This window comes from Candidatus Methylomirabilota bacterium (assembly GCA_036001065.1).
Lineage (GTDB): Bacteria > Methylomirabilota > Methylomirabilia > Rokubacteriales > CSP1-6 > MNEF01.
The window spans coordinates 18727-43301 of sequence record DASYUQ010000090.1; the positions used below are offsets into that span (position 1 = coordinate 18727).

The window sequence follows — 24575 nt, forward strand, 5'->3', positions numbered from 1 at the left end:
GGCGGGAGTCGGCCCTACTCGCTGGTCGCGGTGAACGGGCAGATCTGATTGTACGCGCAGAAGCGGCACGCGTTGTAGGAGGGCGTCGCCTCGAACCGGCGCGCGCGAATGCCGGCGGCCGCCGCCTTCACCGCCGCCACCGCTTCCTTTATATCCTCCTCGGTCGGGGTGTGGCGGCCGATCAGGTTCGAGTCCACGAAACGAAGCTCCAGGCGCTGGGGCGGCGTGCCCGTCATCTCCCGCCAGGCCAGCGCGTAGATCTTGAGCTGGAGACTCGCCACGGTGCGGCGGTCGGCGTCCTTCTGCCGGACGACGTCGCCCGTCTTGTAGTCGACGATCACCGCGCCGAGCAGGTCCTCGTCCACGCGGTCGAAGCGGCCCCGGACGCGGTCAGGCCCCAGGTTGAAGCCGAACTCCTTCTCGACGTGCGTCGGCTTGGCGCCCGCCGCCTCCTCCTCGTGCCAGAAGCGCGTCAGCGCCTTGCGCCCGGCCGCCCGCCGGGCCTCCTCGTGCTCGCGGGTGAGGAAGCCTTCCGCCGGCTCGTTCAACCCAGGGCGCTCGCGCAGGATGTCCTCCCCGGCCCACGCGCGTTCGTACGCGCCCAGGAGATCGTCGAGCGGAGTGTAGTTGCCGACCGCCCGCCGGCGTAGGTAGTACTCGACCGTCTTGTGGACGATCGATCCGTAGGCGACGGTGTGGTGCCGCCGGATCGGGACCCTCAGGACGTGGACGTATTGATACTTGAGCGGGCACGTCTGATAGTCGTCGATCTGCTTGTGACTGATCGTCAGCTCTTCATCCGGCGCCAGCGGCACCATCGTGCCTTCGCCGGTCTGCGCCGGCGGCGCGAACCGTTCGATCTCCTCGACTGCGCGGGCCTTGAAGGGGTGCGCGGCATCGCGCGGCAGGTCGAGCGCCTCCAGCACGAACTGGCTCACCTTGCGCTGACGGGTGCCGCCGTAGTCGCGCGCGCTCGTGTGGTAGAGCTCGCGCTTGGCGCGCGTCATGCCCACGTAGAAGAGGCGGCGCTCCTCTTGGAGATGGAAGTCGCCGGAGGGCAGCGTGTCCTTGATCATCGCCACGGGCAGCTCCAGCGCGTCCCGCCGCCGCCGCGACGGGAACTTGTCCTGCACGAGATTCACCAGGAAGACCACCGGGAACTCGAGGCCCTTGGCCTTGTGGACGGTGAGCACGTGCACGGCCGGGGTTTCGACGTCCGCTTCAGCCACGGCCGGATCCTCTCCAGCGTCGATCAGCGCGTCGAGGTGCTTGACGAACTCCCGCACATTGTCGTAGCGGAGCGCCTTGGACGCCGACCGGATCCGATCGAAGAACTTCGCGATGTTGTTCGTTTCCGCGATGTCCCGCGCCGTCTCCGCCCGGTACATCCGTCCCAGCCAGCCACAGTCCTTCAGGAACTGGTACAGCACCTCGCCCGTCGGGACCTCCCGTCCCAGCTCCATGTAGCGGGCGAGATGCGCCACGAGATGACCGACGGCCGCGTGCCCCTCCTCGCTGACCTCGTCGCGCAACTCGGCGATCTTGTCGACCCGTCGGAGGACGTCGAACAGCGAGACGTGCTTGCGATCGGCGTAGGTCGAGCAGCGGGTGAGATCGACGATCGGCACCTGGTAGAGCTCGGACGATGCCAGATAGTGCAGGCTCACCGACTCGTCCACGTGCACAACCGCGCGCAGAAAGGCGATGAGCAGCCGGATCTCCGGACGACCATAGAGTCCGGCGTTCCCGGAGAAGGTCCACGGAATGCCGCGGAGGTTCAGGGAGCGGAGGAACTGGTCGGCGTCCCCGTTCGAGCGCACCAGGACCGCCACATCGTCGTAGCGCCATACTCCCTCTTCGACCCGCTCGCGGATCATCTGGGCGACGGCGTCCGCCTCCTGGCTCGCCGTCTCGTAGTGCAGGTGGGCGGGCGACCGGCCGGCTCCCGCCCGCGCCGTGAGCTGCTTGCTGATTCCGCTGCGGACCTCCAGTCGGTCGGGGTTGTTGTACTGGATGAGCCGGTAGGCGGCGTCCAGGATCTCCTGCGTCGACCGGTAATTGTCGGTCAGGACGATCTGGGCGGCTTCAGGATAGGCCTCGAGGAAGCCCAGCACATTGGAGATGGCGGCGCCCCGGAACTTGTAGATCGAGTTGTGGACTACAATCCCCTCGGCCACGAAGTTGTGCGTGCGGTCTATCTCGAGATCATAGACGTCCTGCATTTGGACTCTCTCGGAAACGTCGACCACCCGCTCGTACACGACTCGATTGTCCCTGACAACGGGCACGTAGTGTCCGGGCAGCACGTTCCCGGCTGGCATGACGAGCGCCCCCTTGGACTTCACCGGGCCCCGTCCAACATCAAAGCAAACCTCGAGAATGCCGCCGGTCAGTTCGCAGAGGAGCTCGGCCCGAATACCGACCTCACGCAGCGAGGTGCTTGTGGCCCGATGGCGCCATCCACGCTTCGCCTTGCGAAGTGAGAGCCCGGCAGCGCGCAGGCGTTCGATTACACCTGGCGCCGAAGTCTCCACGCTGACTCCGTGGAGAATCTGGGGTGCCTTGAGGAGCCTCGCCCCCTTCTTAGGTGCGTACCGGCGCCAGCACATCGTAAGAACAACCTTGACGCGCGATTGCCCGCCGCGATGCACTCCGCCTAGGGCGAAGTGGTGTGCGTTCAGATCGATACCCAGCTCGACGGCCAGCATTTCGGCGTTCTTTCTCGTTTCGAGCTGGCGGAAGAGTCCCTCGAGGTAGTTGCCAACAATCATCACGTCACTGCGAGGCATGAACGGCAACGTGGGAATCGAGTATTTCAGCGACCACAGCACCTCATGGTAGCGAGCCTCAGCCTCCGAGCGAAACGCGCGAAGGCCAACGATCCGATCCGCTCCAGCTTCCAAGCGGAGCCGGACCGCCAAATCATTCGTAACGCCGATACGCCAACCGAGATCCCGCCGCTCCATTAGGTAAACGTAGGTAAGCTCGTCTGACGGCCCTCGCCTCGGCACATAACAGAACATCTTGTGGTTATCGGTCACAGTGAGCCGGCGCCCCGACTCGGTCTCGAATGTCAAAAGGCGCGTGTGCTTTCTCTGCCTGAACACGCGTGTGACAACGCTTGTTCCTAGGAAGCCTTTCCCCGCTGCTGTGAGGACTGCATCACCGGGCTTAAATGATTCGATCGGGCGAGGACCGGTCGCGGTCTCCACCAGTGTGCCGGACGGCAGGCATTGATCGTCATCAGCGACGACCGCCACGTTGGCGTGACGCGCCGCCAGCAGCTTCACGAGCTCGAACTGCGCGTAGTTCGTGTCCTGGAACTCGTCCACCAGGATGTACTTGAAGCGGCGCTGGTAGGCGCCCAGCACGTAGGGGCGCGCGCGGAGGAGGCGGAGCACGAGCACGATCTGGTCGCCGAAGTCGACGACGCCCTCGCGGGCCGTCAGCTCCCGGTACTTGGCGTAGGTCGCCGCCAGCTCGGCTTGCTGGGCGGCGCGCTGGCGCGCCTCCTCGTAGTCGGGGGCCAGCGTGGCCTCGCGGGCCAGCCGCTCGGCATAGGCCCCGTACTCTTCGGGCGCGACATCCTCGTCCTTGCAGCGGCTGATGAGCGTGATGAGCGCCTGCAGGTGCCTCGTCGGGTCGCCGAGTGGACGGTAGTGGTCGAGGGGCAGCTCGAAGAGCCGGTCCCGAAGGAAGATCACCTGCTCGGCGCGATTGAAAACCCGGAAATCGGGGGTGAGCCCGATCTCCAGCGCGTGCTCGCGCAGGATGCGGTCGCCGAAGGCGTGGAAGGTCGCGATCTCGACGTCGGCGTAGCCGTAGGGCACCAGGGTGTCGACGCGCTCCTCCATCTCCGCCGCGGCCTTGTCGGTGAAGGTCAGGGCGAGGATCTCTTCGGGCCGGGCCCGGCGCTGGGCGATCAGGTGGGCGATGCGCCGGGTGATGACGGTGGTCTTCCCGGTGCCGGCGCCGGCGACGATCAGGAGCGGGCCGGCGTCGTGGCTGACGGCCTCGCGCTGCGCCTCGTTGAGCCCCTCGAGGATGCGGTCGGCCGCCATGCCGCCTCGACTATACCAGTAGACGGGCGGCCGCTCGCGCGCCTATGCTTTCGCCCCATACGAGGAACGCCGCGCGTCCTCGCGATTCCCGAGCCAAGGAGACCGCCGTGACCAAGATCGTCTTCTCTCCCCCGCTCCCCGCCGCCGTCATGGACATCGCCCGCGCCATGCTGCCCCCGGGCTATGAGCTGGAAGTCCTCGACCGGAGATCGCCGGCCTTCCTCGGCGAGATGAAGGACGCCGCGTACTGGATGGGGTTCGCCCGGGGTGGCATGGACGATGAGTTCTTCCGCGCCGCGCCCGCGCTCCGGCTGGTCCAGCTCATCAGCGCCGGCTACGACCGCATCGACATCGAAGCCGCCCGCAAGGCCGGCGTGCCCATCGCCAACAACGGCGGCTCCAACTCGGTGGCCGTGGCCGAGCACACCGTGATGCTGATGCTGGCGGTGCTCAAGCGGCTCCCCTGGCTCCACCGCAACGTCGTCGCCGGCAACTGGCGAATGGGCGGCTTCGACGAGCACCGTCTCTACGAGCTGGCCAGCAAGACCGTGGGCATCGTGGGGCTCGGCACCATCGGCAAGAAGGTGGCGCGGCGAGTGCGGGCGTTCGACACGCAGGTCCGCTACTACGACATCGTGAGGCTCAGCGAGGACCAGGAGGACGCGCTGGGAGTCCGCTTCGTCCTCTTCGAGGAGCTCCTCCGCACTTCCGACGTGGTCACGCTGCACGTGCCGCTGAACGAGAGCACGCGCAACATGCTGGGCGCGCGCCAGCTCGCCCTCATGAAGCCGAGCGCGGTCCTGATCAACACCTGCCGGGGCCCGGTGGTGGACGAGGTGGCGCTCGAGAAGGCGCTGACCAGCGGGCTGATCGCCGGCGCCGGGCTGGACGTGATGGTGGAGGAGCCGCCGGCCCCCCAGCACCCGCTGTTCGCCCTCGACAACGTCATCCTCACCCCCCACATGGCCGGCCCCACCTGGGAGAACTGGAGCAAGGCCTTCCGCAACTCCTTCGACAACATCGAGCGGGTGGCCGCCGGGCGCGAGCCGCTGTGGGTCATCCCGGAGCTGCGTCCATGAAGATCCTCTATACGCCCCTCATGATCGTGCCGTCACTCGAGGCTGGAGACCGGGCGCGGATCCTGGAGGCCGCCGGCCCCGGCGCCCGCCTGGTCGAGGCGAAGGATGCCGATCAGCAGCGCGCGGAGATCGTCGACGCCGACGTGCTGTTCGGGCGCGTGTCGGCGGAGATCTTCACCCGCGCCAAGCGCCTGCGCTACTACCAGTCCATCGGCGCCGGAGTGGACGCCATCCTCACGCCCGAGCTGATCGAGAGCGACGTCATCCTGGCCAGCGAGAAGGGCCAGGTCGGTATCCACCTGGCCGAGCACGCCTTCGCCCTGCTGTTGGCGCTCACTCGAGGTCTCCATACGGCGATGCGCCGGCCCGACTATGGCCTGCGCGAGTCGATCCGCCGGGAGCAGCGTGAGCTGTTCGAGCAGACGATGGGGATCGTCGGCTTCGGCGGGACCGGCCGGGAGGTGGCGCGCCGCGCCCTCGGCTTCGGGATGCGCGTGCTGGCGGTGGACATCGAGGACGTGCCGCCCGAGCCGGGCGTGGAGGCGATCTGGAAGCCCGACCGGCTGCACGACCTGCTGGGGGCCTCCGACGTCGTCGTCATCGGGTTGCCGCTGACCAAGGCGACCCATCACCTCTTCACGCGCGATCTCTTCCGCCGGATGCGCCCCTCCGCGGTCCTCATCAACGTGACCCGGGGCGCGATCGTCTACGGCGACGACCTGCTCCGGGCGCTGGAGGAGGGGTTGATCTGGGCCGCCGGGCTGGACGTCACCGATCCCGAGCCGCTGCCGGCCGGCCATCCGCTCTGGACCCATCCGCGCGTGATCGTGACGCCGCACACCGCCGGCGGCTCGCCCCGGCGCGCCGGGCGCGCCATCGACACGCTCTGCGAAAACCTCCGCCGGCTGCGCGCCGGCCAACCCCTGGTGGCGGTCATCGACAAGCGGAAGGGCTACTGAATGGGCGGCTTCGCCGAGTACGAGCGGTACGACGCGCTGGGCCTCGCCGATCTGGTGCGGCGGGGTAAGGTCACCTGGGACGCCCTGCCCGAGGACAGGAAGGACCGCCTCCAAGGCCTCGTCGTCGAGCACAGCATCGTGTACTCGCGGAGCCTCATCGGCTACCGGTTCAGCGAGGTGGAAGCGGCGGCGCTCCCGCCCGTCCAGCAGACGCTGGTCCGGACGCATCCGGTGACGCGGCGCCGGTCGCTCTTTCTGGGCTCCCCCGCCTCGCACATCCTCGGCTGGCCGGTGGACGAGGGGCGGAAGCTCCTAGTGCCGTTCCAACTTGTTGATACTAAATCTGTCCACGAACGACGTACACGGTGCCTTCCTAGGCGCGAATAGTTGGAACGGCACTAGGGGCGCTGCTCGAGTACGCGACCCAGCCCCAGTTCGTCTATCGCCACTCGTGGCGCGTCACCGATCTCGTGATGTGGGACAATCGGTGCGTCCTGCATCGGGGACGCCCCTGGGATGAATCCAAGTACCGTCGTGTGATGCATCGGACCACGGTCGCCGGAGAGGGACCGACCGCGATAGACGGCCGGCCGCTCCAGGCGCAGCAGCGAAAGGAGAACGACGATGGGCCAGACCGTAGCGCTCACGGCTGAAGACGGCCACAAGCTCTCCGCTTATCGCGCCACCCCGACCGGCAAGCCGAGGGGCGGGCTCGTGATCGTCCAGGAGATCTTCGGCGTCAACTCCCACATCAAGAAGGTGTGCGACGGCTTCGCCGCCGACGGGTACGTGGCGCTGGCGCCGGCGCTCTTCGATCGCGTCGAGCCCAACGTGTCCATGGGCTACCAGCAGGCCGACATCGAGCGGGGACGCGCGATCCGCGGGAAGATCGGCTGGGACGCGATGGTGGCGGACCTCCGGGCCGGCGTGCGGGCGCTCCAGGCCGACAAGCTCAAGATCGGCGTGGTCGGCTACTGCATGGGCGGCTCGGTGGCCTGGCTGGCGGCGACGCGCGTCGACGGGCCGGCGGCGGCAGTGGGGTACTACGGAGGCGCCGTCGCCGACTTCGCCTCCGAGCGGCCGCGCTGCCCGGTGCTGCTCCACTTCGGCGAGACCGACCAGTCGATCCCCCACGAGCACTGGGACCGCATCCGGACCGCCCAGCCGACGGTCCCGATGCACATCTACCCCGCCGGGCACGGCTTCAACTGCGACGAGCGGGCGAGCTACCACGAGCCCAGCGCCCGGCTGGCGCGCGAGCGCACGGTGGACTTCCTGCGCAAGCACCTGGGGTAGCTTACGTCGGAGGGGGCGACTCCACAGGCGCGCCCACAGGGCGCGACGGCCCCCTCCGAGATCCATAGTCAGAGGGGGCCTCACGGCCCCCTCTGAACCTCCCCAGTGTGATTGCGCGGGCGAAGCCCGCGCTCGAACGCCGGCGGAGCAGGCGCTCGAAAGGGCGGGCAGTGGCCACCGACAGGCCCCGAAGGGCAGCGAGTCAGGGCTCGGCGCCGACGAGGGGCGGCAGCAGCGCGCTGATCGAGCCACGGAGCACGGCGTCGGCGAGCTGATCCATCTCGGTGGGCTCGGCGTTCACGATCACCACGCGCGCCCCCGCCTCCTTGGCCAGGGGCACGACGCCGGCGATTGGCCAGACCGAGAGCTTGGTGCCGACCGCCAGCAGGAGGTCGCACTGCCGGGCGGCGGCCTCGGCGCGGGCCAGGTCCTCCGGCACCAGCGGCTGACCGAACGAGATCGTTGCCGTCTTGAGGATGCCGCCGCACGTCCGGCACGGCGGGTCCTCTTCGCCGGCGCGGACGCGCTCGAGCACCCGTTCCGTGGGCGCCCGCTCGGCGCAGGCCAGGCACGTCACCTCGCGCATCGTGCCGTGGATCTCGATCACGCGCGGGGGCGACGAGCCGGCCATCTGGTGCAGCCCGTCCACGTTTTGGGTGATCAGCGCATCGAGCTGGCCGCGGCGCTCGAGGACGACGAGGGCGCGGTGGCCGGCGTTGGGCCGGGCTCGCCAGGCGGGCGACTGGAGCCGGTTACGCCAGGCGCGCCGGCGCACCTCCGGATCGGCCAGGTAGTGCTGGAGCGTCGCCATCTTCTCGGCGCCGGGGTTCCTGGTCCACGCGCCTTGCGGCCCCCGGAAGTCCGGAATGCCCGAGTCGGTGGAGATCCCGGCGCCCGTCAGCGCCACGACGCGTCGAGCGACCTCGATCCACGATCGGACCGTCGCGTCCGTCGACACCATCGTGCGGCGAGTCTAGCCCAGACCAATCCCCTCACGTATAGTACGAATGTCTGGGGCGACCGCCGGCTCATTGGGGAACCGCGATCCACCAGCCCGTGTCTCGGCTGCTCTTCCGCATTCTGAGACGCGCGCACCAGGCGGAAGCAGCCGGAGGCGCCAGGCCGATGGGCCCCGTCATCGAGAACGGCTCGACCGTTCGGCTCGAGTACACGCTGAAGGACGAAGCAGGACAGGAGCCGATCACGTATACGCACGGCGACAACCAGATCCTCCCCGCGCTGGAGGAGGCGCTCGGCGGCCCTCCGGGCCGGCGACGGCAAGCAGGTCACGGTCCCTCCGGAGGAGGGCTACGGGTCGGTCGATCCCACTGCGGTGGTCGCAGTTCCCAGGGGCACGGTCCCGCCCGACGCGCTCAGCCCCGGCATCCGCTGGCCGGCAAGACGCTCCACTTCGACGTGCAGATCCTGGAGGTGACGCCCCCCGCTCCGTGAGCGCCCCCGACCCCATCGCCGAAATCGCCGGCGAGCGGGAGCGCGCCCGCGCGGCGGGCGATCCGCTCGTCGATGTCTGCATCCTCGCCACCTCTGATGGGTCGGGCGCGCCCGGCGCCCGCGCGCTGGTCCTCCGCGACGTCGGACCCAAGGGTCTCGGGCTGCTGGTGAGCGCCACGAGCCCGAAGTGGCGTCCCCTGCAGACCGGCCGTTACGAGTGCCTGTTGCTCTGGACCAGCATCCGCCGTCAGTACCGCGCGCGGGGCGCGCTGGCGCCGATGCCCGAGCCGCTGGTCGAGCGGTACTGGGGGCAGAAGGTCCACGAGTCGCGCCTGCTCGATCTCTACTACGGCACGGTCCATCCCCAGAGCAGCGTCGTGGCCTCGCCCGAGGAGTTCCGTCGCGGGATCGAGGCGCTCCGCCGGCAGTACCCGACGCCCGAGTCCGTGCCCCGGCCCGAGGTGTTCCGCGGCGTCTATCTCGTGCCCCACCGCATCGAAGCCTGGCACGGCTCCCCCGACCGCCTGCACGATCGGCACCTCTACACGCGCAGCGGCCGCGGCTGGCGCGAGCAGTTCCTGGTGCCCTAGCGCCGCGGACAGCTTCTGCGCGCGCTACGACGCGATCTTCGAGGCGTCAGACCGGGCGATCGTCGTAGAGCTTGAAGATTCCGCTGGTGTCCACCTCGCCGTGGCCGCGCGCGACGAGGAGCCCGTAGAGGGTCTGCGCCTGGGTCGTCATGGGCGTGAACCCGAGATCCCGCGTGTCCATCTCTGCCCCCCGCGCTCGCCTGGTAGGGGGAGTGTAAGCGAAAGTGCCGGCCGCGTCGGGTTATGCTACGGCGCTGGAGGGCGCGGTGAGAGAGGTCGAGATCGAGCCCACGTTCGAGGCCTGGCAGGGGGCGGCCCGCGCGCTGCTGCGCGAGGGCGTGCCGCCGGCCGAGGTGGAATGGCGTGAGGCCGCCCCGGGTCTGGTGTCAGGGACGGGGCCCGGCGCGTTCTCGCCCGCGGTCGCCCGTGTTCCCCGCCAGTTCCTCGACCTGGCGCGCCAGGTCGCCGGCCACCGCGATCCCGCTCGGTGGCGTCTGCTCTACGAGATCCTCTGGCGCCTGGTCCACGAGAACCGCGATCTCCTGAAGAGCGGGAGCGATGGCCAGGTCCGGCGGCTCTTCGCCCTGGCCGGTCAGGCGCGCCGCGCGGCGTATCGCGAGGAGCTCGAGGAGATGCAGCGTGTCGAGGAGGCCGGCCCCGGCGCGGCGCCCTTCGTGCCCGCCAGCGCGAGTCTCGCCGAGGTCGGCCAAGCCGCCACGCGTTGCACCGGGTGCGACTTGTACCGCCTCGCCACCCAGACGGTCTTCGGCCGGGGCCCCGCCGACGCCCGCATCGCGCTGGTGGGCGAGCAACCCGGCGACCAGGAAGATCTCCAGGGCGCGCCGTTCGTGGGTCCGGCCGGCGAGGTGCTCGACCGCGCGCTCGAGGAGGTCGGCCTTCCGCGCGAGCGGCTCTACGTAACCAACGCGGTGAAGCACTTCAAGTTCGTCCAACGGGGCAAGCGCCGCATCCATCAGACGCCGCGTCTGTCCGAGATCGCCGCCTGCCGGCCCTGGCTCGAGGCCGAGCTGGGAGTCATCAAGCCCGAGATCGTGGTCGGCCTGGGCGCCACCGCCGCTCGCGCGCTCCTCGGGCCCGACTTCCGGCTGATGAAGGAGCACGGGCGCTTCACCGCCACCCGCTGGGCGCCGAAGACGATGGCCACGCTGCATCCCTCCGCCGTGCTCAGAGGCGAAGACGAGGCGGCGCAGGCACAGCTCTACCGGATGCTGGTGGAGGACCTCAGGCTCGTCGCCCAGGCGGCGTAGGCCGGGGCGCCGCCAGCTCCCAGAAAAAAGTCCTGAAGCGCGCCGCGCGGCAGATTAGGATTTGAGCGTCCGGAGGTCAGCAGACTTCGAGGAGGGCACATCATGGCGTCGGGCATCACCGGCAAGCTCCTGCACGTCGACCTCACCACGCGGCAGACCCGGGTCGAGGAGATCCCGGAGACGGTCATGCGCAAGTACCTGGGCGGTGGCGCGCTGGCCGCCTGGCTCCTGCTGCGCGAGATGCGGCCCGGCGTCGACCCGCTGGGGCCCGACAACGTCCTGGTCTTCACGACCAGCGTCATCAACGGGCTCTCGCTCTCCGGCACCAACCGCTACACGGCGGCGGCGAAATCGCCGCTGACCGGCGGGTACGGCGAATCCGAGGCCGGCGGCTGGTGGGGCCCGGAGCTGCGGGCGGCCGGCTGGGACGGCGTCGTCATCCGCGGGCGGGCGGAGGAGCCCGTCTATCTCTGGATCAAGGACGGGCAGGTCGAGTTCCGGGACGCGCGGCCCTACTGGGGCAAGCTCTCCGGCGAGGTGCAGGACGGCCTCGAGCTGGAGCTGGGCGACAAGCGCATCCGCGTGCTCCAGACCGGGATCGCCGGCGAGCGGGGCGTGCGCTTCGCCGCCATCGTGAACCAGCTCAAGCACTTCCACGGCCGGGGCGGTCTGGGGGCCGTGATGGGCGCCAAGAACCTCAAGGCCGTGGTGGTCCGCGGCTCGAAGCCACCGATCGCGACGGACAAGGAGAAGGCCAAGGGCCAGCTCGTGTGGTTCAAGGAGCACTACGATCGTGCCAAGGACCGCTTTCACCAGCTCGGGTCGTCCAGCGCCGTGATGGCCCTGGAGGCCTCCGGCATCCTGCCGACCCGCAACTTCCGCGACGGCTCCTTCGAGCACGCCCGCGCGATCAGCGGCCAGACGATGCGCGATACCATCCTGGTCAACCGCGGCACCTGCTACGCCTGCGCCGTCGCCTGCAAGCGCGAGGTGGAGGTCAAAGACCTGGGGGTGACGCCGAAGTACGGGGGTCCGGAGTACGAGACGCTCGCCGCCTCCGGCTCGCTCTGCGGCGTGAGCGACCTCAACGCGCTGGCCCTCGTCAACCAGCTCTACGCCCAGTACGTGCTCGACTCGATCTCCACCGGCGCCGTCATCGCCTTTGCCATGGAGTGCTACGAGCACGGCATCATCACCAAGGAGATGACGGGCGGAATCGAGCTCACCTGGGGCAACGCCGACGCCGTCGTCCAGATCGTGCACCTGATCGGCAAGCGGGAGGGCATCGGCCGGCTGCTGGGCGAGGGCGTCAAGCGCGCGGCCGCCGAGCTCGGCTCCGGGGCCCAGCGGTTCGCGCTCCACGTCAAGGGGCAGGAGCTGCCCATGCACGATCCGCGGGGCAAGAAGGGGCTCTCGCTGGCCTACGCGCTCTCCCCGACCGGCGCGGACCACATGGAGGCGCCGCACGATCCGCTCTACGCCGGGTTCCACGCCCAGGGCCACCCGATGGGGGTGCTGGGGCTCATCGAGCCGCTCGACCCGCTCGTCCTCGACGCCAAGAAGGTGCGGGCCTTCTTCGAGACCCAGAAGGTCTGGTCGAGCTACAACTCCGTCGGTATGTGCGACTTCGTCGGCACGCCCCTCAACGGCCTCGAGCTGGAGCCGATGGTCAGCTACATCAACGCGGTGACCGGCTGGAACATGAGTCTCTACGAGCTCATGAAGGTCGGCGAGCGCAACAACACGCTGGCGCGCCTGTTCAACGACCGCGAGGGCTTCACGCCCGACGACGACGTCCTGCCCCAGCGGATGCACGAGGGCATCGGCAACGGCCCGCTCCAGGGCCAGTCGATCGACCGCGACGAGTTCCTCTCGGCCCGCCGGACCTACTACGCGATGGCCGGCTGGGACCCGGAGACGGGCCGGCCGACGGCCGCCAAGCTGGCGGAGCTGGGGCTGGAGGACGCGGTCAAGAGCTGACGCGACCACCGGATCAGACGGCGGGCCGGTCCACCTCCTCGAGGAAGTCGAGGTCCGGCTGATCGGCGCCGCCGGCCCGCTTCATGGTCTGGCGCAGGTCGGCTGACATAGTAGAATCCGCCGCAGTGTCGAAAAGGGGGAACCGTATGCAGCAGCGGACGCTGGGAAAGAGCAGGCTGGAGGTATCGGCCATCGGGCTCGGCCTGATGTCGATGTCAGGCGTGTACGGCAAGGGCGACGACGCGGAATCCATCGCCGTCATCCACCACGCCCTGGATCGGGACATCAACTTCCTCGACTCCTCCGATATGTATGGCTGGGGCCAGAACGAGGAGCTGCTGGGGCGGGCGATCCGGGGCCGGCGCGACCAGGTGGTGCTGGTCACCAAGTTCGGTCAGGTGAAGAACCCCGCCGGGGGCGGCAACCTCGTCAACGGGCGGCCCGAGTACGTCGAGCAGGCCTGCGATGCGAGTTTGAAGCGGCTCGGCGTGGAGGTGATCGACGTCTATTTCCAGCACCGCGTGGACCGGAGCGTGCCCATCGAAGACACGGTGGGCGGGATGGCGCGGCTGATCGAGCGGGGCAAGGTGCGTTACCTCGGGCTTTGCGAGGCGAAGCCGGAGACCATCCGTCGAGCCCACGCCGTTCACCCCCTGGCCGCGGTCCAGAGCGAGTACTCGCTCCTCTATCGCACCCAGGCCGAGGAGACGCTGGCGACCTGCCGCGAGCTCGGCATCGGTTTCGTCGCCTACTCGCCGCTCGGACGCGGATTCCTCACGGGGCAGATTCAGAACCCCAGCGACCTGCCGGAAGGTGACCGGCGCCGCGAGCACCCCCGCTTTCAGGACACGAACTTCTTCCACAACCTGGAGCTGGTGCACCGCCTCGAGCAGATCGCCAAGGACAAGGGGTGCACGCCGGCGCAGCTCGTGCTGGCATGGCTCCTGGCCCAGGGCCGGGACATCGTTCCCATCCCCGGCACCAAGCGAAAGAGCCGCGTGGACGAAAACCTCGGCGCGCTGGACGTGCGGCTGGACGCGCGCGACGTCGAGCGGATCTCGGCCGCCGTTCCCCCCGGCGCCGCCTCCGGCACGCGCTACCCCGAGCCCCAGATGAAGGGGATCTACCTCTGAGCCCGATGAGGAGGAAACCACGATGAACGCCCAGCGGTGCGTCGCCCTCGCCCTGGTCCTCGCGGTCCTCACGCTCGCCTCGATGGCGGACGCCCAGATCGCGGTCTCGGCCAACGACAACAAGGTCGTCAACGTCAACGGCACCAACAAGGTCGTGCCGAATCCGCCGCCCGACACGGTGGCCATCATCGACCTCAAGGCCAGCCCGCCGCGGGTCGTCGCCGAGGTCCAGGCGCCAGCCAGTGTGGTGGGGCCGCCGGTCAGCGTGGCCATCACGCCCGATGAGGGCCTGGCTCTGGTGACGTCGGCCTCGAAAGTCGACCCCGCGGATCCCACCAAGCAGGCGCCCGACAACCGCCTGTCGGTCATCGACCTCAAGGCTTCGCCGCCCCGGGTCATCGCCACCCTGGAGGCCGGCAAGGCCGCGGCTGGCCTCAGCATCAACCGCCAGGGCACGCTGGCGCTGGTGGCCAACCGGGCTGAGGGGACGGTATCGGTCTTCATCATCCAGGGTAAGACGGTGACCCCGGCCGGCAAGATCGAGATCGGCGACGCGAAGGCCGGCGTGAGCCACGTGACCATCTCGCCCGATGGCAAGCTGGCGCTGGTGAGCCGCGACGGTGACGACAAGATCTCCGTGCTGTCGATCGACGGCACCAAGGTCGAGTACACCAAGCGCGACATGCACGCCGGCATCCGGCCCTACGGCATCGACATCGCCTCCAACGGCGCCTTCGCCGCGGTGGCCAACATCGGCCGGGGCGGCGGTGACGCGGACACCATCAGCCTGATCGACCTCCGGGCCAAGCCGCCGCGGGTGGTGGAGACGGTGACGGTGGGCCAGACGCCCGAGGGCATCAAGGTCTCGCCCGACAGTTCCGTCGTCGCCGTGGTGGTCATGAACGGCAGCAACAAGGCCAAGGAGTCGCCGTTCTACAACGACAACGGCAAGCTGGTGCTCCTCCGCGTGAGCGGCACCTCGCTCAGCAAGGTCGCCGAGGCGCCCATCGGCCACTGGTCGCAGGGCGCCGCCTTCTCTCCCGACGGCCGCACGATCCTGGTCGGCAACATGGTGGAGAAGGAGGTCTGGGTCTTCGACTGGAACGGCAGCGCCCTGCGCCAGACGGCGCGCATCAAGGTGAACGGCGGCCCGGCGGCCATCCGGACCGCGGAGAAGTAGCGCCGATCTCCTAGCGACCCGCGCCGGACGCCGCGGGGAGCGCGCTGGCCGCCAGCGGCCGCTCCGTCTGGGGCTCGCTGAGCGCCACGGTGACCCGTAGCGCGCGCAGGCCGTGGACGCCCTGGAGCTCCTCGAGCTCCAGGTCCTCCACCTCGCCGCTCAGGTAGCCAAGGTGCTGGAGGTACTCGATGTAGCCCCGATACTCGAGCGCCTCCCCGGGCTGAGCGTAGACGATCGCGATCTGGCCGGGCTGGGTCACGCGCTCGGTCGCGCCCTTGACCACCGCCTTGTCGATCCGCTTCTTGACGATCTCGTAACGGATGTCGTAGGCGCCGTCCACGTCAAAGCGCTTCTCGTCGAAACGGAACCGGATCGAGAGGGGGGCGTGCTGGACGAGGATCAGGTGCGTCGTCTGCAGCGGCACCGGCAGGCTCTTCGTGAGCTGGTCCGCCCGCGCGGCGATCCCGCACACGACCATGAGCTGCCAGAGCCGGAGATTCTTCAGATACAAGGGATCGAACCGGCCGTCCTCCACCAGCGCGGCGCCGACGTAGATCTGGTGATCGACCCCGTCCGTCTTCTGCTTCTCGAAGTAGTGCGGGAACATCCCCTGGGCGGCCTGTTCCTCCAGGTCCAGGTATGACGAGATCGTCTCGGCGACGCGGGTGACGCTCTCCTCGAACACGCGACGCTGGCGATAGACGGTCCGCAGCCGCGGGTCGAGGGCCACCCGGTAGGCCTCGATCCGGGCCCGCACGCCGGGCCCGAACTCCTGGAGGCGATCGAACAGGCGCTCGACATCCGATCTCAGGAACGAGATGACGCCCACCTCGCCGCCCGACGCGAGGCCGGTTTCGATCTGGACGACGTGTGTGTCGATCCGGTAGAGGAGCTCGTCCAGCACGGGCAGCCGCCGGGCCTGGTGCGCCGCCTGGACCACGTCCTTGGCCAGCTGGAGCTGAGCCAGGAGGTCGTGTCGGATGGCCAGGGCCCGCTGGGTCGAGGAGCCGCGGATGTCCGAGAGCGCGTAGAGCGGGTACACGTTCTCGAAGACGATCGGCTCCAGCTCGAAGCCGGCACCGTCCCCGTGGTGCTCGAGGCCGTCGAGCACGGCCTTGCGGAAGCGCCACTCCACCACCGGGTGGATCGCCGTGAACTTCTCCTTGATCTGGGTCTGGATGCGGGCGTTCAGCTCCTCCATGCTCCGCTGCACCGCCATCGAGAAGAGCGGCAGCACGTCGTGCAGCTTCGGCAGCAGCGTGGCGTCGAGGTCGCGGGGATGCGGGGAGGCCAGACCGAAGGTGCCGATGACCCGGTCCTGATAGCGGAGCGGCGCGACGATCATGCTGCGGGCGCCGCTCTGGACGAGCTGGTCCTCGATGGGCGTCCGATCGGACAGCGCGGCGAGGTCGGCCACGATCAGGGGCTCGCCCTGGAGAACTGCGCGCTGGTAGATGGAGCCGGCGAACTCCGACATATTGTGATGGATGGAATCGGCGAAGATGCAGGCGTGCTCGTGACGGACGCCGCTGTTGAGGATGAGCACGCGCTCGCCGTCGAGCGCGGCCAGCCCGAAGCGAAGATCGGGACGACGGAAGAGCGTCTGCATCTTCGCCTGCAGCCCGAGGAACTTGGCGTCGGAGACGATCGAATCGCGATCGATGAGGTCGTGCTTGAGCGCCGAGAGCACCTCCTGATCGGTGACCTCCAGGGCCCGGAAGATCGTCACGCCGCGGAACAGGAAGCGGTCGGCGGGCAGCGCCTCGCCGAGCAGCTCGGCATCAAGGATATTGGCGTGCAGGCGCTGCAGGCACCGCTCACTCAGCGCGGGGACGGTTCCGACCGACTCCACGTCCACGAACTGCCAGTCGAACAGCATCCGAAAGTGGCGCTCGAGCCGGGTCTCCGGGTCGGCGACCGTGATGATGAGCGGGTAGTCGACGTCGATATCGATCCCGTAGACGCGGCGCAGGATCAGCGCATGGGCGTAGGCCCGGCGCATGGCGCCCACCATGTGCTCCTCGAGGTTCACGCGTCCCTGGAGCGCGCCGTCCTCGGACATGAACAGCTGCTTGAGGGGCGGCGTCGCGTAGAAGCCGCGCAGCTGGAAGGGGATCATGGCGGCCCCGTACTCCTGCTTCCAGAACGCCGGCGGAAAGACGGCAGCCATGAGGACGTCCACGAGGTCCCGATGGCGCTCGAAGAAGGAGGCGTCCTCGATCGTGCGAAGCAGCTCGGGGGCCTTTTGAACCTCGTCGGCGACGATCCGCGCGATCGTCCCTCTGGTCGATCGGTCGTCGCCGGAGGGCTTCGTCCAGAAGGCGACCAGCGGCGCCAGGCTCAGCTCGCACCGGAACGGGAAGCTCTTGGCGTCTGCGCCGAGGGCCGACTGGAGATCGGCCGCGCCGGGGGAGAGGCCGTCGCCGATGCTCTTCATGCCGCCGTCATTGTAGCAGGCTGGGCCAGCCCGCTCACTCGCCCCTGGCGTGTCATCACGTCAACACGCGTCTGCCGGCGCGACCCGAAACCGTCAGAGCCCCGGCGTCCGCGCCGGCGTAACTGCGCGAGAAACTTCGGCAGCGCGCGGGCGCGCAGTTGGCATTCGCGCTGCAGCGCGTAGGGCTGATGCGCTCCGCCCGCTACCACTTCTCGGGGATCGCTGGCGCCGGTATGCATCCTCTGGCCCTTTTGATGCGCGCCCGCGGTCACGAGGTCCAGGGCTCCGACCGCTCCTTCGACCAGGGCAAGAACGAGCACATCGCCGCCGGGCTGCGCCGGCTCGGCATCGTGCTGAAGCCCCAGGACGGCCGGGCCGTGACGCGGGGGATCGACCGCGTCGTCTTTTCGGCCGCCGTCGAGGCGGACACGCCCGAGATGCGCGCCGCGCGCGAGCTGGGCATCGCGCTGGTGCCCCGGCCGGCGCTGCTGGCCGAGGTCGTCAATGCCGGCCACCCCGGGATCGCCATCGCCGGCACCAGCGGCAAGAGCACCATCACCGGCATGGTGGCGTGGATCACGCGCCAGGCGGCGGTGCCGGCGACGGTGCTGGGAGGCGCCGCCCTGGTCGGCGATGGAAGCGGCGGATGCTTTCTGGCCGGCCCACCGGACGGGCCAGTGGTGGTCGAGGCCTGCGAGTCCGACGGGACGCTGGCCGGCTACCGCCCGATGGTCGGCCTCATTCACAACATCAGCCGCGACCACGACGAGCTGGACGCGCTCCGCGCCCAGTTTGCGGCCTTCGCCGGCAACTGTACGAAGCTGCTGGTCAACGCCGCCTGCGCGGAGGCCGCCCCCCTCGGCCGTGTCCGCGGCGCGCTCACCTACGGGGCCGCGCCGGACGCCGACGCGCCCCTGCGCGTCGGCGGCGCCGGCCCCCACCGGGCGAGCGGCGTCCTGGGGCTCAGGAGCACGGAGATCAAGCTCGAGCTTCCCCAACCGGGAGTGCACAATCTCGAGAACGCGGCCGCAGCCGCTCTGGTGGCGGTCGAGCTCGGCATCGCGCCGGCCACGGTGGAGGGGGTGCTGCCCCGCTTTCCCGGCGTCGCGCGGCGCTTCGAGGTCATCGGCACGACCGCCGCCGGCATCCGGGTCGTGGACGACTACGCGCACAACGGCCAGAAGATCCGCGCCGCCATGACCACCGCGCAGGCGGGCTGCGATCGGTTGATCGCGGTGTTCCAGCCTCACGGGTTCGGTCCCGCCAGGTTTCTCCGCCCGGAGCTCGGCGAGTTGCTGCCGCGGCTGCTCCGATCACAGGATCGCTTCTGTTACCTCGAGATCTTCTACGCCGGCGGGAACGTCACCAGGGACATCTCGAGTCGGATGCTGACCGAGGATCTGCCGCCGCGCCCGGGCTGCGGCTACGCCGTCGATCACGCCGCGGCGCTCCGCTGGATCCAGAGCGAGGCGCGACCGGGCGACACCGTGCTCATCATGGGCGCCCGCGACCCGGCCTTACCGCGCCTGGCGAGAGCGGTGTTCGGGGCGCTCCAGACCGACCGAAGCCCCGGGTCGGACCTGAGCTTCACCCGGCGGGCGAGCTAGCCCCGTCCCTGCCTCCCTGTCATCACACTGACATAAAGTCCTGTAATTTCTACACTGCACTCGTGGAGCTGTCGTGCAAGTTACAGGAATCATTGAAAAGTAAAGTTGGTAGTGCAAATGCACTACCAAAGCACAGGGCAAGGAGGACCTTTGGGTTTCTCGCTGGACCAGAAGGGTGAGGCCGAAGGCGGATGCCGAGTGGCGGCCTTCCTCAAGAAGTATCCCGGCATCCCTTTCTGCGACGCTTGCCTGGCCGAGGAGACCGGAATGTCACCGGCCGCGGTGACACCCGCCGCGCGCCGGCTCAAGGAACGCGGCCAGGCCGCGCGGAGCCACTGGTGGTGCGGGGGTTGTCTGAAACGAACGACGGTCACGGAAACTCCTGACGTCGAAAACTTCCTCGAGCGTTTGGGATGAGTGACGACACGGAAATGGGTCGATTGCAGGGTGTGCGCATCCTCGTCGTGGAGGACGCGCCTCATGTTCGCGACGCCTTTTCGCTCCTGCTCAAGTCCGAGGGAGCGGCGGTGCTCGCGACCGGGAGCGGGTGCGAGGCGATCGAGATGGCCAAAGAAGGGCGCCTCGACGTGTTGCTCACCGATCTCGAGCTCCCGGACGTCCCGGGTGATTTCCTCATCCGTCAGGTGCTCGACCAGGCAGGCCTCCGCCCGCGGGTGGTCGTCGTCACCGCCGCCGACGAGTCGGTGGTGAAATACGCCACCCAGGCAGGAGCCGATACGGTCCTGCTCAAGCCGATCACGTGGGAGCGTCTCCTCGAAAATCTCGCGCCCCACCACAGCCACACTCTCGCCGCGTAGCGATCGGTAGCGCCTCGCCCGTTCCCGGCCTCCATCTCCGTCGGGCCCTCGATCCAGTTTCCCCTTCGTTGACAAGCGTGGTGTTTCCTCGGATAACTAGACCCCCCGGACGGGCATCGGTCGGGTGGTGCCACTCGTCCCTTCGGTGCAGGCGCCGCAACGGCGGAGGAGGAGCGCCTCATGAGTGACCATGGGCTGGCCAGACGGACGTTCATTCGAGCGGGACTGGCGGCCGCCTTCACCGGCCCCTGGGTGCTGCGGCACCCGCGCGCCGCCCAGGCGGGCCCCGAGGAGGACGGGATCGTCAAGGCCGCCAAGAAGACGGGGGCGGGCGACCTGAACGGCATGATCTGGTCACTCTACTACCGCAACATGCAGCGTCTCTCGGACGAGTTCCGCGGCCTCACCGGCATCGGCGTCAAGAACATCCAGGACATCAGCATCTTCCAGATCCCCCAGCGCGCGATGGCCGAGGCCTTGTCGCGCTCGCCCGAGTTCGACTTCTTCCACGTGGACTCCAACATGATCCCCTCCCTCGCCTCGGCAGGGCTCCTGGAGCCGCTGGACGAGTACGTCAAGGAGGCGGGCTACCAGCTCGACATGGTGGCAAACTTCGCCAGCTTCATGCGCTACAAGGGAAAGACCTACGGCATCCCTACGGACGGTAACGTCCACATCCAGTACATCCGGAAGGACTACTTCGAGAACCCCGAGGAGCAAAAGGCCTTCGCCGACAAACACGGCCGGCCCCTCACCTGGCCCAAGACCTGGGAGGAGCATCAGCAGGTCCTGGAGTTCTTCCACCGGCCGGACAAGGGGCTCATCGGCTCGGGGAGCCTGCGCAACCGGGCCAACGGCGTGACCTGGTGGTACATGCACTTCTACAGCGCGGGGGGGTTCCCCTTCAACGATGATTTCGAGCCCACGCTCAATACCAAGGCCGGCGAGTACGCTGTGGACGTCTATCTCAACTTGAAGAAGGTCTCCCATCCCGAGGCGCCGGGCTGGGGCACGCCCCAGATGATTCCCCAGATCGTCGGAGGCCACATGTTCTCGGCCCAGTACTGGGACGGGACGTGCCGCCAGATCGAGAGCGACCCGAACTCGAAGACCAAGGGAAAGTTCCTCTACGGCCTGGTGCCGGGCTCCCAGCTCTCCGGGAAGCTCGTGCATCGCTCGATCTCGTCGCCGCTGGCCGCCATCCTGATCAATCGCCACAGCCCGCGGAAGCGCCAGGCGGCCTACCTGGCGCTCTACTGGGGCACGTTGAAGAACAGCATCGAGATCGTGAGCCATCCGACGTGGACCTTCCACGATCCCTGGCACGCCGGCCACTTCGCGAGCCCGGACGTGGAGCAGCGCTACACGAAGGAAGGGCTGGCCGCCATCAAGAAGAATCTCTTCGTGACGACGCCGCCCGTCTACCTGACCGGCCATCTGGAGTTCCAGGACGCGCTGGGCAAGGCGCTATCCGAAGCCTACGTCGGTCAGCTCAAGGCGAAGGACGTCCTCACCCAGACCGAGGAGGAGTGGCGGAAGCTCGTCGCCAAGATCGGCAAGCGCAAGCTCAAGGAGGAGATGGCCAGCTACAAGGCCGCGTTCCCGAAGCTCGACGTTCCGAGCTGAGCGGGAGAGGAGGGTCCTCCGTTGCCACGGAGCCGCGGGCCGGGGGCCGTCTTCAAGTGGACCCTTCTCACCCCCTTCTTCGCCCTGCTGCTGTTCCTCGCTCCGGTCTTCCTCCTCCAGCTCTACTTCAGCCTGCACTCCTGGACGATCTACCTCACGAACTGGTGGGACGCCGAGTTCGTCTGGTTCGACATGTTCCAGGACGTGCTCACCGATCCCCGCTTCGGCTGGTCCATCGCCCGCTCGCTGGCGTTCGCCGCCATCTCCACGCTGGGCTGCTTCGTGGCGGGCTTCGGCCTGGCGCTGCTCATGTACCGGCCGTTCCGCGGCCACGGCATCTTCTATGCGGTCTTCATCCTGCCCATGCTCACGGTGCCGATCGTGATCGCCTACACCTTCGAGATGCTGCTCTATCAGAAGGGCCCGCTGAACGGCATCCTGAGCGCGATCCTCGGGACCGACGTCAACGTGATCTGGCTGAGCGATCCCCGGATCGCCGTCGTCACCACGATCCTCCTCGAGATCTGGAACTGGACCCCCTTCGTCTTCATCATCATGATGGCGGGGCTCTCGGCGCTGCCGCGCGAGCTCGATGAGGCGGCCCAGAACTTGGGAGCGAGCCGGTGGCGGATCTTGCTGGAGGTGAAGCTGCCGCTGCTGCGCCCGGTGATCTTCCTGGCCCTCACCCTGCGGTTCCTGGAGGCGATCGGCGAGTTCCCGAAGACCTGGGCCCTCTTCCAGGGCGGCCCGGGCACCGCCACCGAGACCATTCCCGTCTACCTCTACCTCACGACCTGGCAGTACTTCCACGTTTCGAAGGGCGCGGCGATGTCCTACCTGGTCATGCTGCTGATGATCGGCATCGTCCTCCTGGCGATCCGGGTGCTCCGGCGGGAGAAGCGGGTGCTCGACACGCTGTACACGGCGCCGGCGCGGCCGTGAAGCGCACGACGAGGCGGCGGCTCTACGCGGTGCTCCGCTTTGCCGTCCTGGGCGTCTGGCTCCTGATCGTCGCCTTCCCGATGTACTGGGTCGTCGCGACCTCCTTCAAGCCCGACCACGAGTGGTTCGCCTGGCCGCCCGTTTACTGGACGAAGACGCCCACCCTCGAGAACTACCTCACGGTATGGACCGGCCTCTCGCGCGTCTATCGGACCCAGGAGGCCCTGTCGATGCAGAAGCCGTGGCTGGCGCTTCAGCACAGCCTGACGATCGCCCTCACCGCGACCGCGCTGTCGGTGGCCCTGGGGACGCTGCTCGCCTACGGCGTCTCGCGCTACCGCCTCCTGTCGGACACGCGGATGTTCAATTTGTTGATGCTGCGCATGATCCCGCCCATCGTGGTGGCGGCGCCGCTCACCCTCTACTACGCCGCCCTCAACCTGCTGGATTCGGTGACGGGGCTCGTGATCGTCTACGTCATCATCACGCTCCCCTACTCCGTCTGGATGACGAAGAGCTTCATCGACGAAATCCCCCTCGAGGTCGAACAGGCGGCGGCCATCCTGGGGGCGAGCCGGTGGAGGACGATCTGGGAGGTGACGGTCCCCCTGGCCCGCTCGGGCGTGGTGGCGACGTTCATGTTCGTCCTCATCCTCACCTGGAGCGAGTACCTGCTGGCGCTCATCCTGACCAAGACGGAGGTCGTGACACTGCCGGTGCAGCTCGCCAAGTACGAGGGCTCGAGCGAGGGCCGGGTCTACGGGCGGCAGGCCGCCCTGGCGGTGGGCATCACCATCCCCCTCGTCGTCATCGGCTGCCTGATCCGCAAGCACCTGGTCCGCGGCTTCAGCTTCGGCATGGTGAAGAGGTAGCTCGGCGTGGCGCGCATCGAGCTCCAGGGGCTGCGGAAGGTCTTCGGCCGGGACATCGAGGCGGTCAAGGGGCTCGACCTGGCGATCGAGGAGGGCGAGTTCGTGGTGCTGGTCGGGCCCTCCGGATGCGGCAAGACGACCACGCTGCGCATGATCGCGGGATTCGAGGAGCCGACCGAGGGCGAGATCCGCATCGACGGCCGGGTGGTGAACGACCTGGAGCCCGGCCAGCGGAACCTGGGCATGGTGTTCCAGACCCACGCCCTCTTCCCCCACAAGACGGTGTTCCAGAACATCGAGTTCGGTCCCCGCATGAAGAAGATGGATCCCGAGACGCGCAAGCGCCGCGTGCGGGAGGTCGCCGAGACGGTCAGGATCGCGCATCTGCTGGACAAGCTCCCCGCGCAGTGCTCGGGCGGCGAGGCCCAGCGGGTAGCGCTGGCGCGGACCCTCATCACCGAACCGTCCGCCTTCCTGCTCGACGAGCCCCTGGCCAGCCTGGACGCCAAGCTGCGCCGCGAGATGCGGGCCGAGATCGACCGGTTGCACGAGGAGCTCGAGAAGACATTCGTCTTCGTCACCCACGACCAGGAGGAGGCCATGACGCTGGCCGACCGCATCGTGGTCATGCGGGACGGCCGGATCGAGCAGATGGGCACGCCGCTCGAGATCTACAACGATCCCGTCGACTACTTCGTGGCGGACTTCTTCGGCAGCCCCTCGATGAACCTGCTCCGGGGAAGGATCCGCCGATCGGACGGCGGGGCCACATTCGAGGGTCCCGGCTTCACGCTCGCCCTTCCGCCAGGCCTCGCCGGCGCGCCCGAGAGCCCCTGCACGCTGGGCATCCGGCCCGAGCATCTCCGGATCGGCGCGCCGAGCGGGACCTTCCACTGCAAGGTCAAGCTCGTCGAGCCCCTGGGGAAGGACACGCTGCTCTACTTCGAGCACGGGGCCGAGCGCCCCACCATCGCCATCGTGGAGGGGTCGAGCCCCTACCAGGCGGGAGAGTCGCTGGGTGTCACCTTCGATCCCGGGCGCATCTATCTCTTCGACGCAGCGGGCAGGCGCGTGCGCGCCGCCTAATATAATGATCGCGCGCGAACGCCAGGAGGCAGAGGAATGAATATGACCACGTCAGCAGCCGTGCTCAGCCACTTCGGGATCCACGTGACCGACCTCGAGCGCATGCAGGACTTCTACACGCGCGTGATGGGGCTCCTGGTCATGGATCGCGGGACGAACCGGGACGGGACCACGCTGGTCTTCCTGTCG

22 protein-coding genes are annotated in these 24575 nt (G+C 68.5%); 18 read left to right on the plus strand and 4 right to left on the minus strand.

The window, feature by feature from the left end:
• Window positions 1-14: 14 nt before the first annotated feature.
• Entirely contained in the window at window positions 15-4061 is a 4047-nt protein-coding gene (locus VGV13_08105; GenBank protein HEV8641045.1) for a UvrD-helicase domain-containing protein, read from the minus strand.
• Between the two features lie 107 nt (window positions 4062-4168).
• On the opposite strand from VGV13_08105, the gene VGV13_08110 reads away from it, so the two are divergent.
• From VGV13_08110 to VGV13_08130, 5 genes are read left to right on the plus strand one after another with little or no spacing between them, the layout of a single operon-like run.
• A complete protein-coding gene (locus VGV13_08110; GenBank protein ID HEV8641046.1) occupies window positions 4169-5140 on the plus strand; it encodes a 2-hydroxyacid dehydrogenase in 972 nt (323 codons plus the stop codon).
• The gene (locus tag VGV13_08115; GenBank protein HEV8641047.1) at window positions 5137-6099 is read left to right on the plus strand and encodes a D-2-hydroxyacid dehydrogenase; all 963 of its coding nucleotides are present in this window, start codon (window positions 5137-5139) and stop codon (window positions 6097-6099) included. Before VGV13_08110 ends, VGV13_08115 begins: the two co-directional genes overlap by 4 nt.
• Window positions 6100-6486, plus strand: a complete 387-nt coding sequence (locus VGV13_08120; protein ID HEV8641048.1) for a TauD/TfdA family dioxygenase — start codon at window positions 6100-6102, stop codon at window positions 6484-6486. It begins immediately after the preceding gene.
• 20 nt (window positions 6487-6506) lie between these two features.
• On the plus strand, window positions 6507-6752 hold the full coding sequence (locus VGV13_08125) for a TauD/TfdA family dioxygenase (GenBank protein HEV8641049.1): 246 nt from the start codon (window positions 6507-6509) through the stop codon (window positions 6750-6752).
• Window positions 6724-7395 carry a dienelactone hydrolase family protein gene (locus VGV13_08130; protein HEV8641050.1) on the plus strand — a complete coding sequence of 224 codons (672 nt, stop codon included), beginning with the start codon at window positions 6724-6726 and terminating at the stop codon, window positions 7393-7395. The genes VGV13_08125 and VGV13_08130 overlap by 29 nt, the downstream gene beginning before the upstream one ends.
• A gap of 202 nt (window positions 7396-7597) precedes the next feature.
• Here the strand turns inward: VGV13_08130 and VGV13_08135 are convergent, their stop codons facing one another.
• Entirely contained in the window at window positions 7598-8356 is a 759-nt protein-coding gene (locus VGV13_08135) for a Sir2 family NAD-dependent protein deacetylase (protein HEV8641051.1), read from the minus strand.
• Window positions 8357-8520: 164 nt separating this feature from the next.
• Between VGV13_08135 and VGV13_08140 the strand changes: the two genes are divergently transcribed.
• Together VGV13_08140 and VGV13_08145 are read left to right on the plus strand one after the other, a co-directional pair.
• A complete protein-coding gene (locus tag VGV13_08140) occupies window positions 8521-8847 on the plus strand; it encodes a hypothetical protein (GenBank protein ID HEV8641052.1) in 327 nt (108 codons plus the stop codon).
• Window positions 8844-9437 (plus strand): pyridoxine 5'-phosphate oxidase C-terminal domain-containing protein, encoded by a 594-nt coding sequence (locus VGV13_08145; GenBank protein ID HEV8641053.1) that lies wholly within the window; start codon window positions 8844-8846, stop codon window positions 9435-9437. The genes VGV13_08140 and VGV13_08145 overlap by 4 nt, the downstream gene beginning before the upstream one ends.
• A 46-nt stretch (window positions 9438-9483) precedes the next feature.
• On the opposite strand, the gene VGV13_08150 is transcribed toward VGV13_08145, so the two are convergent.
• Window positions 9484-9618, minus strand: coding sequence for a hypothetical protein (locus tag VGV13_08150; GenBank protein ID HEV8641054.1), 135 nt, complete (start codon window positions 9616-9618; stop codon window positions 9484-9486).
• Between the two features lie 85 nt (window positions 9619-9703).
• Between VGV13_08150 and VGV13_08155 the strand changes: the two genes are divergently transcribed.
• The 4 genes from VGV13_08155 (at window position 9704) to VGV13_08170 (ending at window position 14998) form a co-directional block, all read left to right on the plus strand.
• Entirely contained in the window at window positions 9704-10705 is a 1002-nt protein-coding gene (locus tag VGV13_08155; GenBank protein ID HEV8641055.1) for a UdgX family uracil-DNA binding protein, read from the plus strand.
• 102 nt (window positions 10706-10807) lie between these two features.
• Window positions 10808-12685: an aldehyde ferredoxin oxidoreductase family protein gene (locus tag VGV13_08160; GenBank protein ID HEV8641056.1), complete on the plus strand. Its 1878-nt coding sequence runs from the start codon at window positions 10808-10810 to the stop codon at window positions 12683-12685.
• 146 nt (window positions 12686-12831) lie between these two features.
• A complete protein-coding gene (locus VGV13_08165) occupies window positions 12832-13818 on the plus strand; it encodes an aldo/keto reductase (protein HEV8641057.1) in 987 nt (328 codons plus the stop codon).
• 22 nt (window positions 13819-13840) lie between these two features.
• Window positions 13841-14998, plus strand: a complete 1158-nt coding sequence (locus VGV13_08170; GenBank protein HEV8641058.1) for a YncE family protein — start codon at window positions 13841-13843, stop codon at window positions 14996-14998.
• A gap of 10 nt (window positions 14999-15008) precedes the next feature.
• On the opposite strand, the gene VGV13_08175 is transcribed toward VGV13_08170, so the two are convergent.
• Window positions 15009-17435: a GAF domain-containing protein gene (locus VGV13_08175; GenBank protein HEV8641059.1), complete on the minus strand. Its 2427-nt coding sequence runs from the start codon at window positions 17433-17435 to the stop codon at window positions 15009-15011.
• A 188-nt stretch (window positions 17436-17623) separates the two neighbouring features.
• On the opposite strand from VGV13_08175, the gene VGV13_08180 reads away from it, so the two are divergent.
• The 7 genes from VGV13_08180 (at window position 17624) to VGV13_08210 (ending at window position 24386) form a co-directional block, all read left to right on the plus strand.
• Complete coding sequence (locus VGV13_08180; protein ID HEV8641060.1) at window positions 17624-19042, plus strand: Mur ligase domain-containing protein; 1419 nt, start codon at window positions 17624-17626, stop codon at window positions 19040-19042.
• A gap of 198 nt (window positions 19043-19240) precedes the next feature.
• Window positions 19241-19459 (plus strand): hypothetical protein, encoded by a 219-nt coding sequence (locus VGV13_08185; protein HEV8641061.1) that lies wholly within the window; start codon window positions 19241-19243, stop codon window positions 19457-19459.
• Window positions 19456-19860: a response regulator gene (locus VGV13_08190; GenBank protein ID HEV8641062.1), complete on the plus strand. Its 405-nt coding sequence runs from the start codon at window positions 19456-19458 to the stop codon at window positions 19858-19860. The genes VGV13_08185 and VGV13_08190 overlap by 4 nt, the downstream gene beginning before the upstream one ends.
• 180 nt (window positions 19861-20040) lie before the next feature.
• Window positions 20041-21486 carry an extracellular solute-binding protein gene (locus tag VGV13_08195; protein ID HEV8641063.1) on the plus strand — a complete coding sequence of 482 codons (1446 nt, stop codon included), beginning with the start codon at window positions 20041-20043 and terminating at the stop codon, window positions 21484-21486.
• A gap of 21 nt (window positions 21487-21507) precedes the next feature.
• A complete protein-coding gene (locus tag VGV13_08200; GenBank protein ID HEV8641064.1) occupies window positions 21508-22428 on the plus strand; it encodes a sugar ABC transporter permease in 921 nt (306 codons plus the stop codon).
• Window positions 22425-23300, plus strand: coding sequence for a carbohydrate ABC transporter permease (locus VGV13_08205; GenBank protein HEV8641065.1), 876 nt, complete (start codon window positions 22425-22427; stop codon window positions 23298-23300). Before VGV13_08200 ends, VGV13_08205 begins: the two co-directional genes overlap by 4 nt.
• 6 nt (window positions 23301-23306) lie before the next feature.
• Window positions 23307-24386 (plus strand): ABC transporter ATP-binding protein, encoded by a 1080-nt coding sequence (locus VGV13_08210; protein HEV8641066.1) that lies wholly within the window; start codon window positions 23307-23309, stop codon window positions 24384-24386.
• Window positions 24387-24575: the final 189 nt, after the last annotated feature.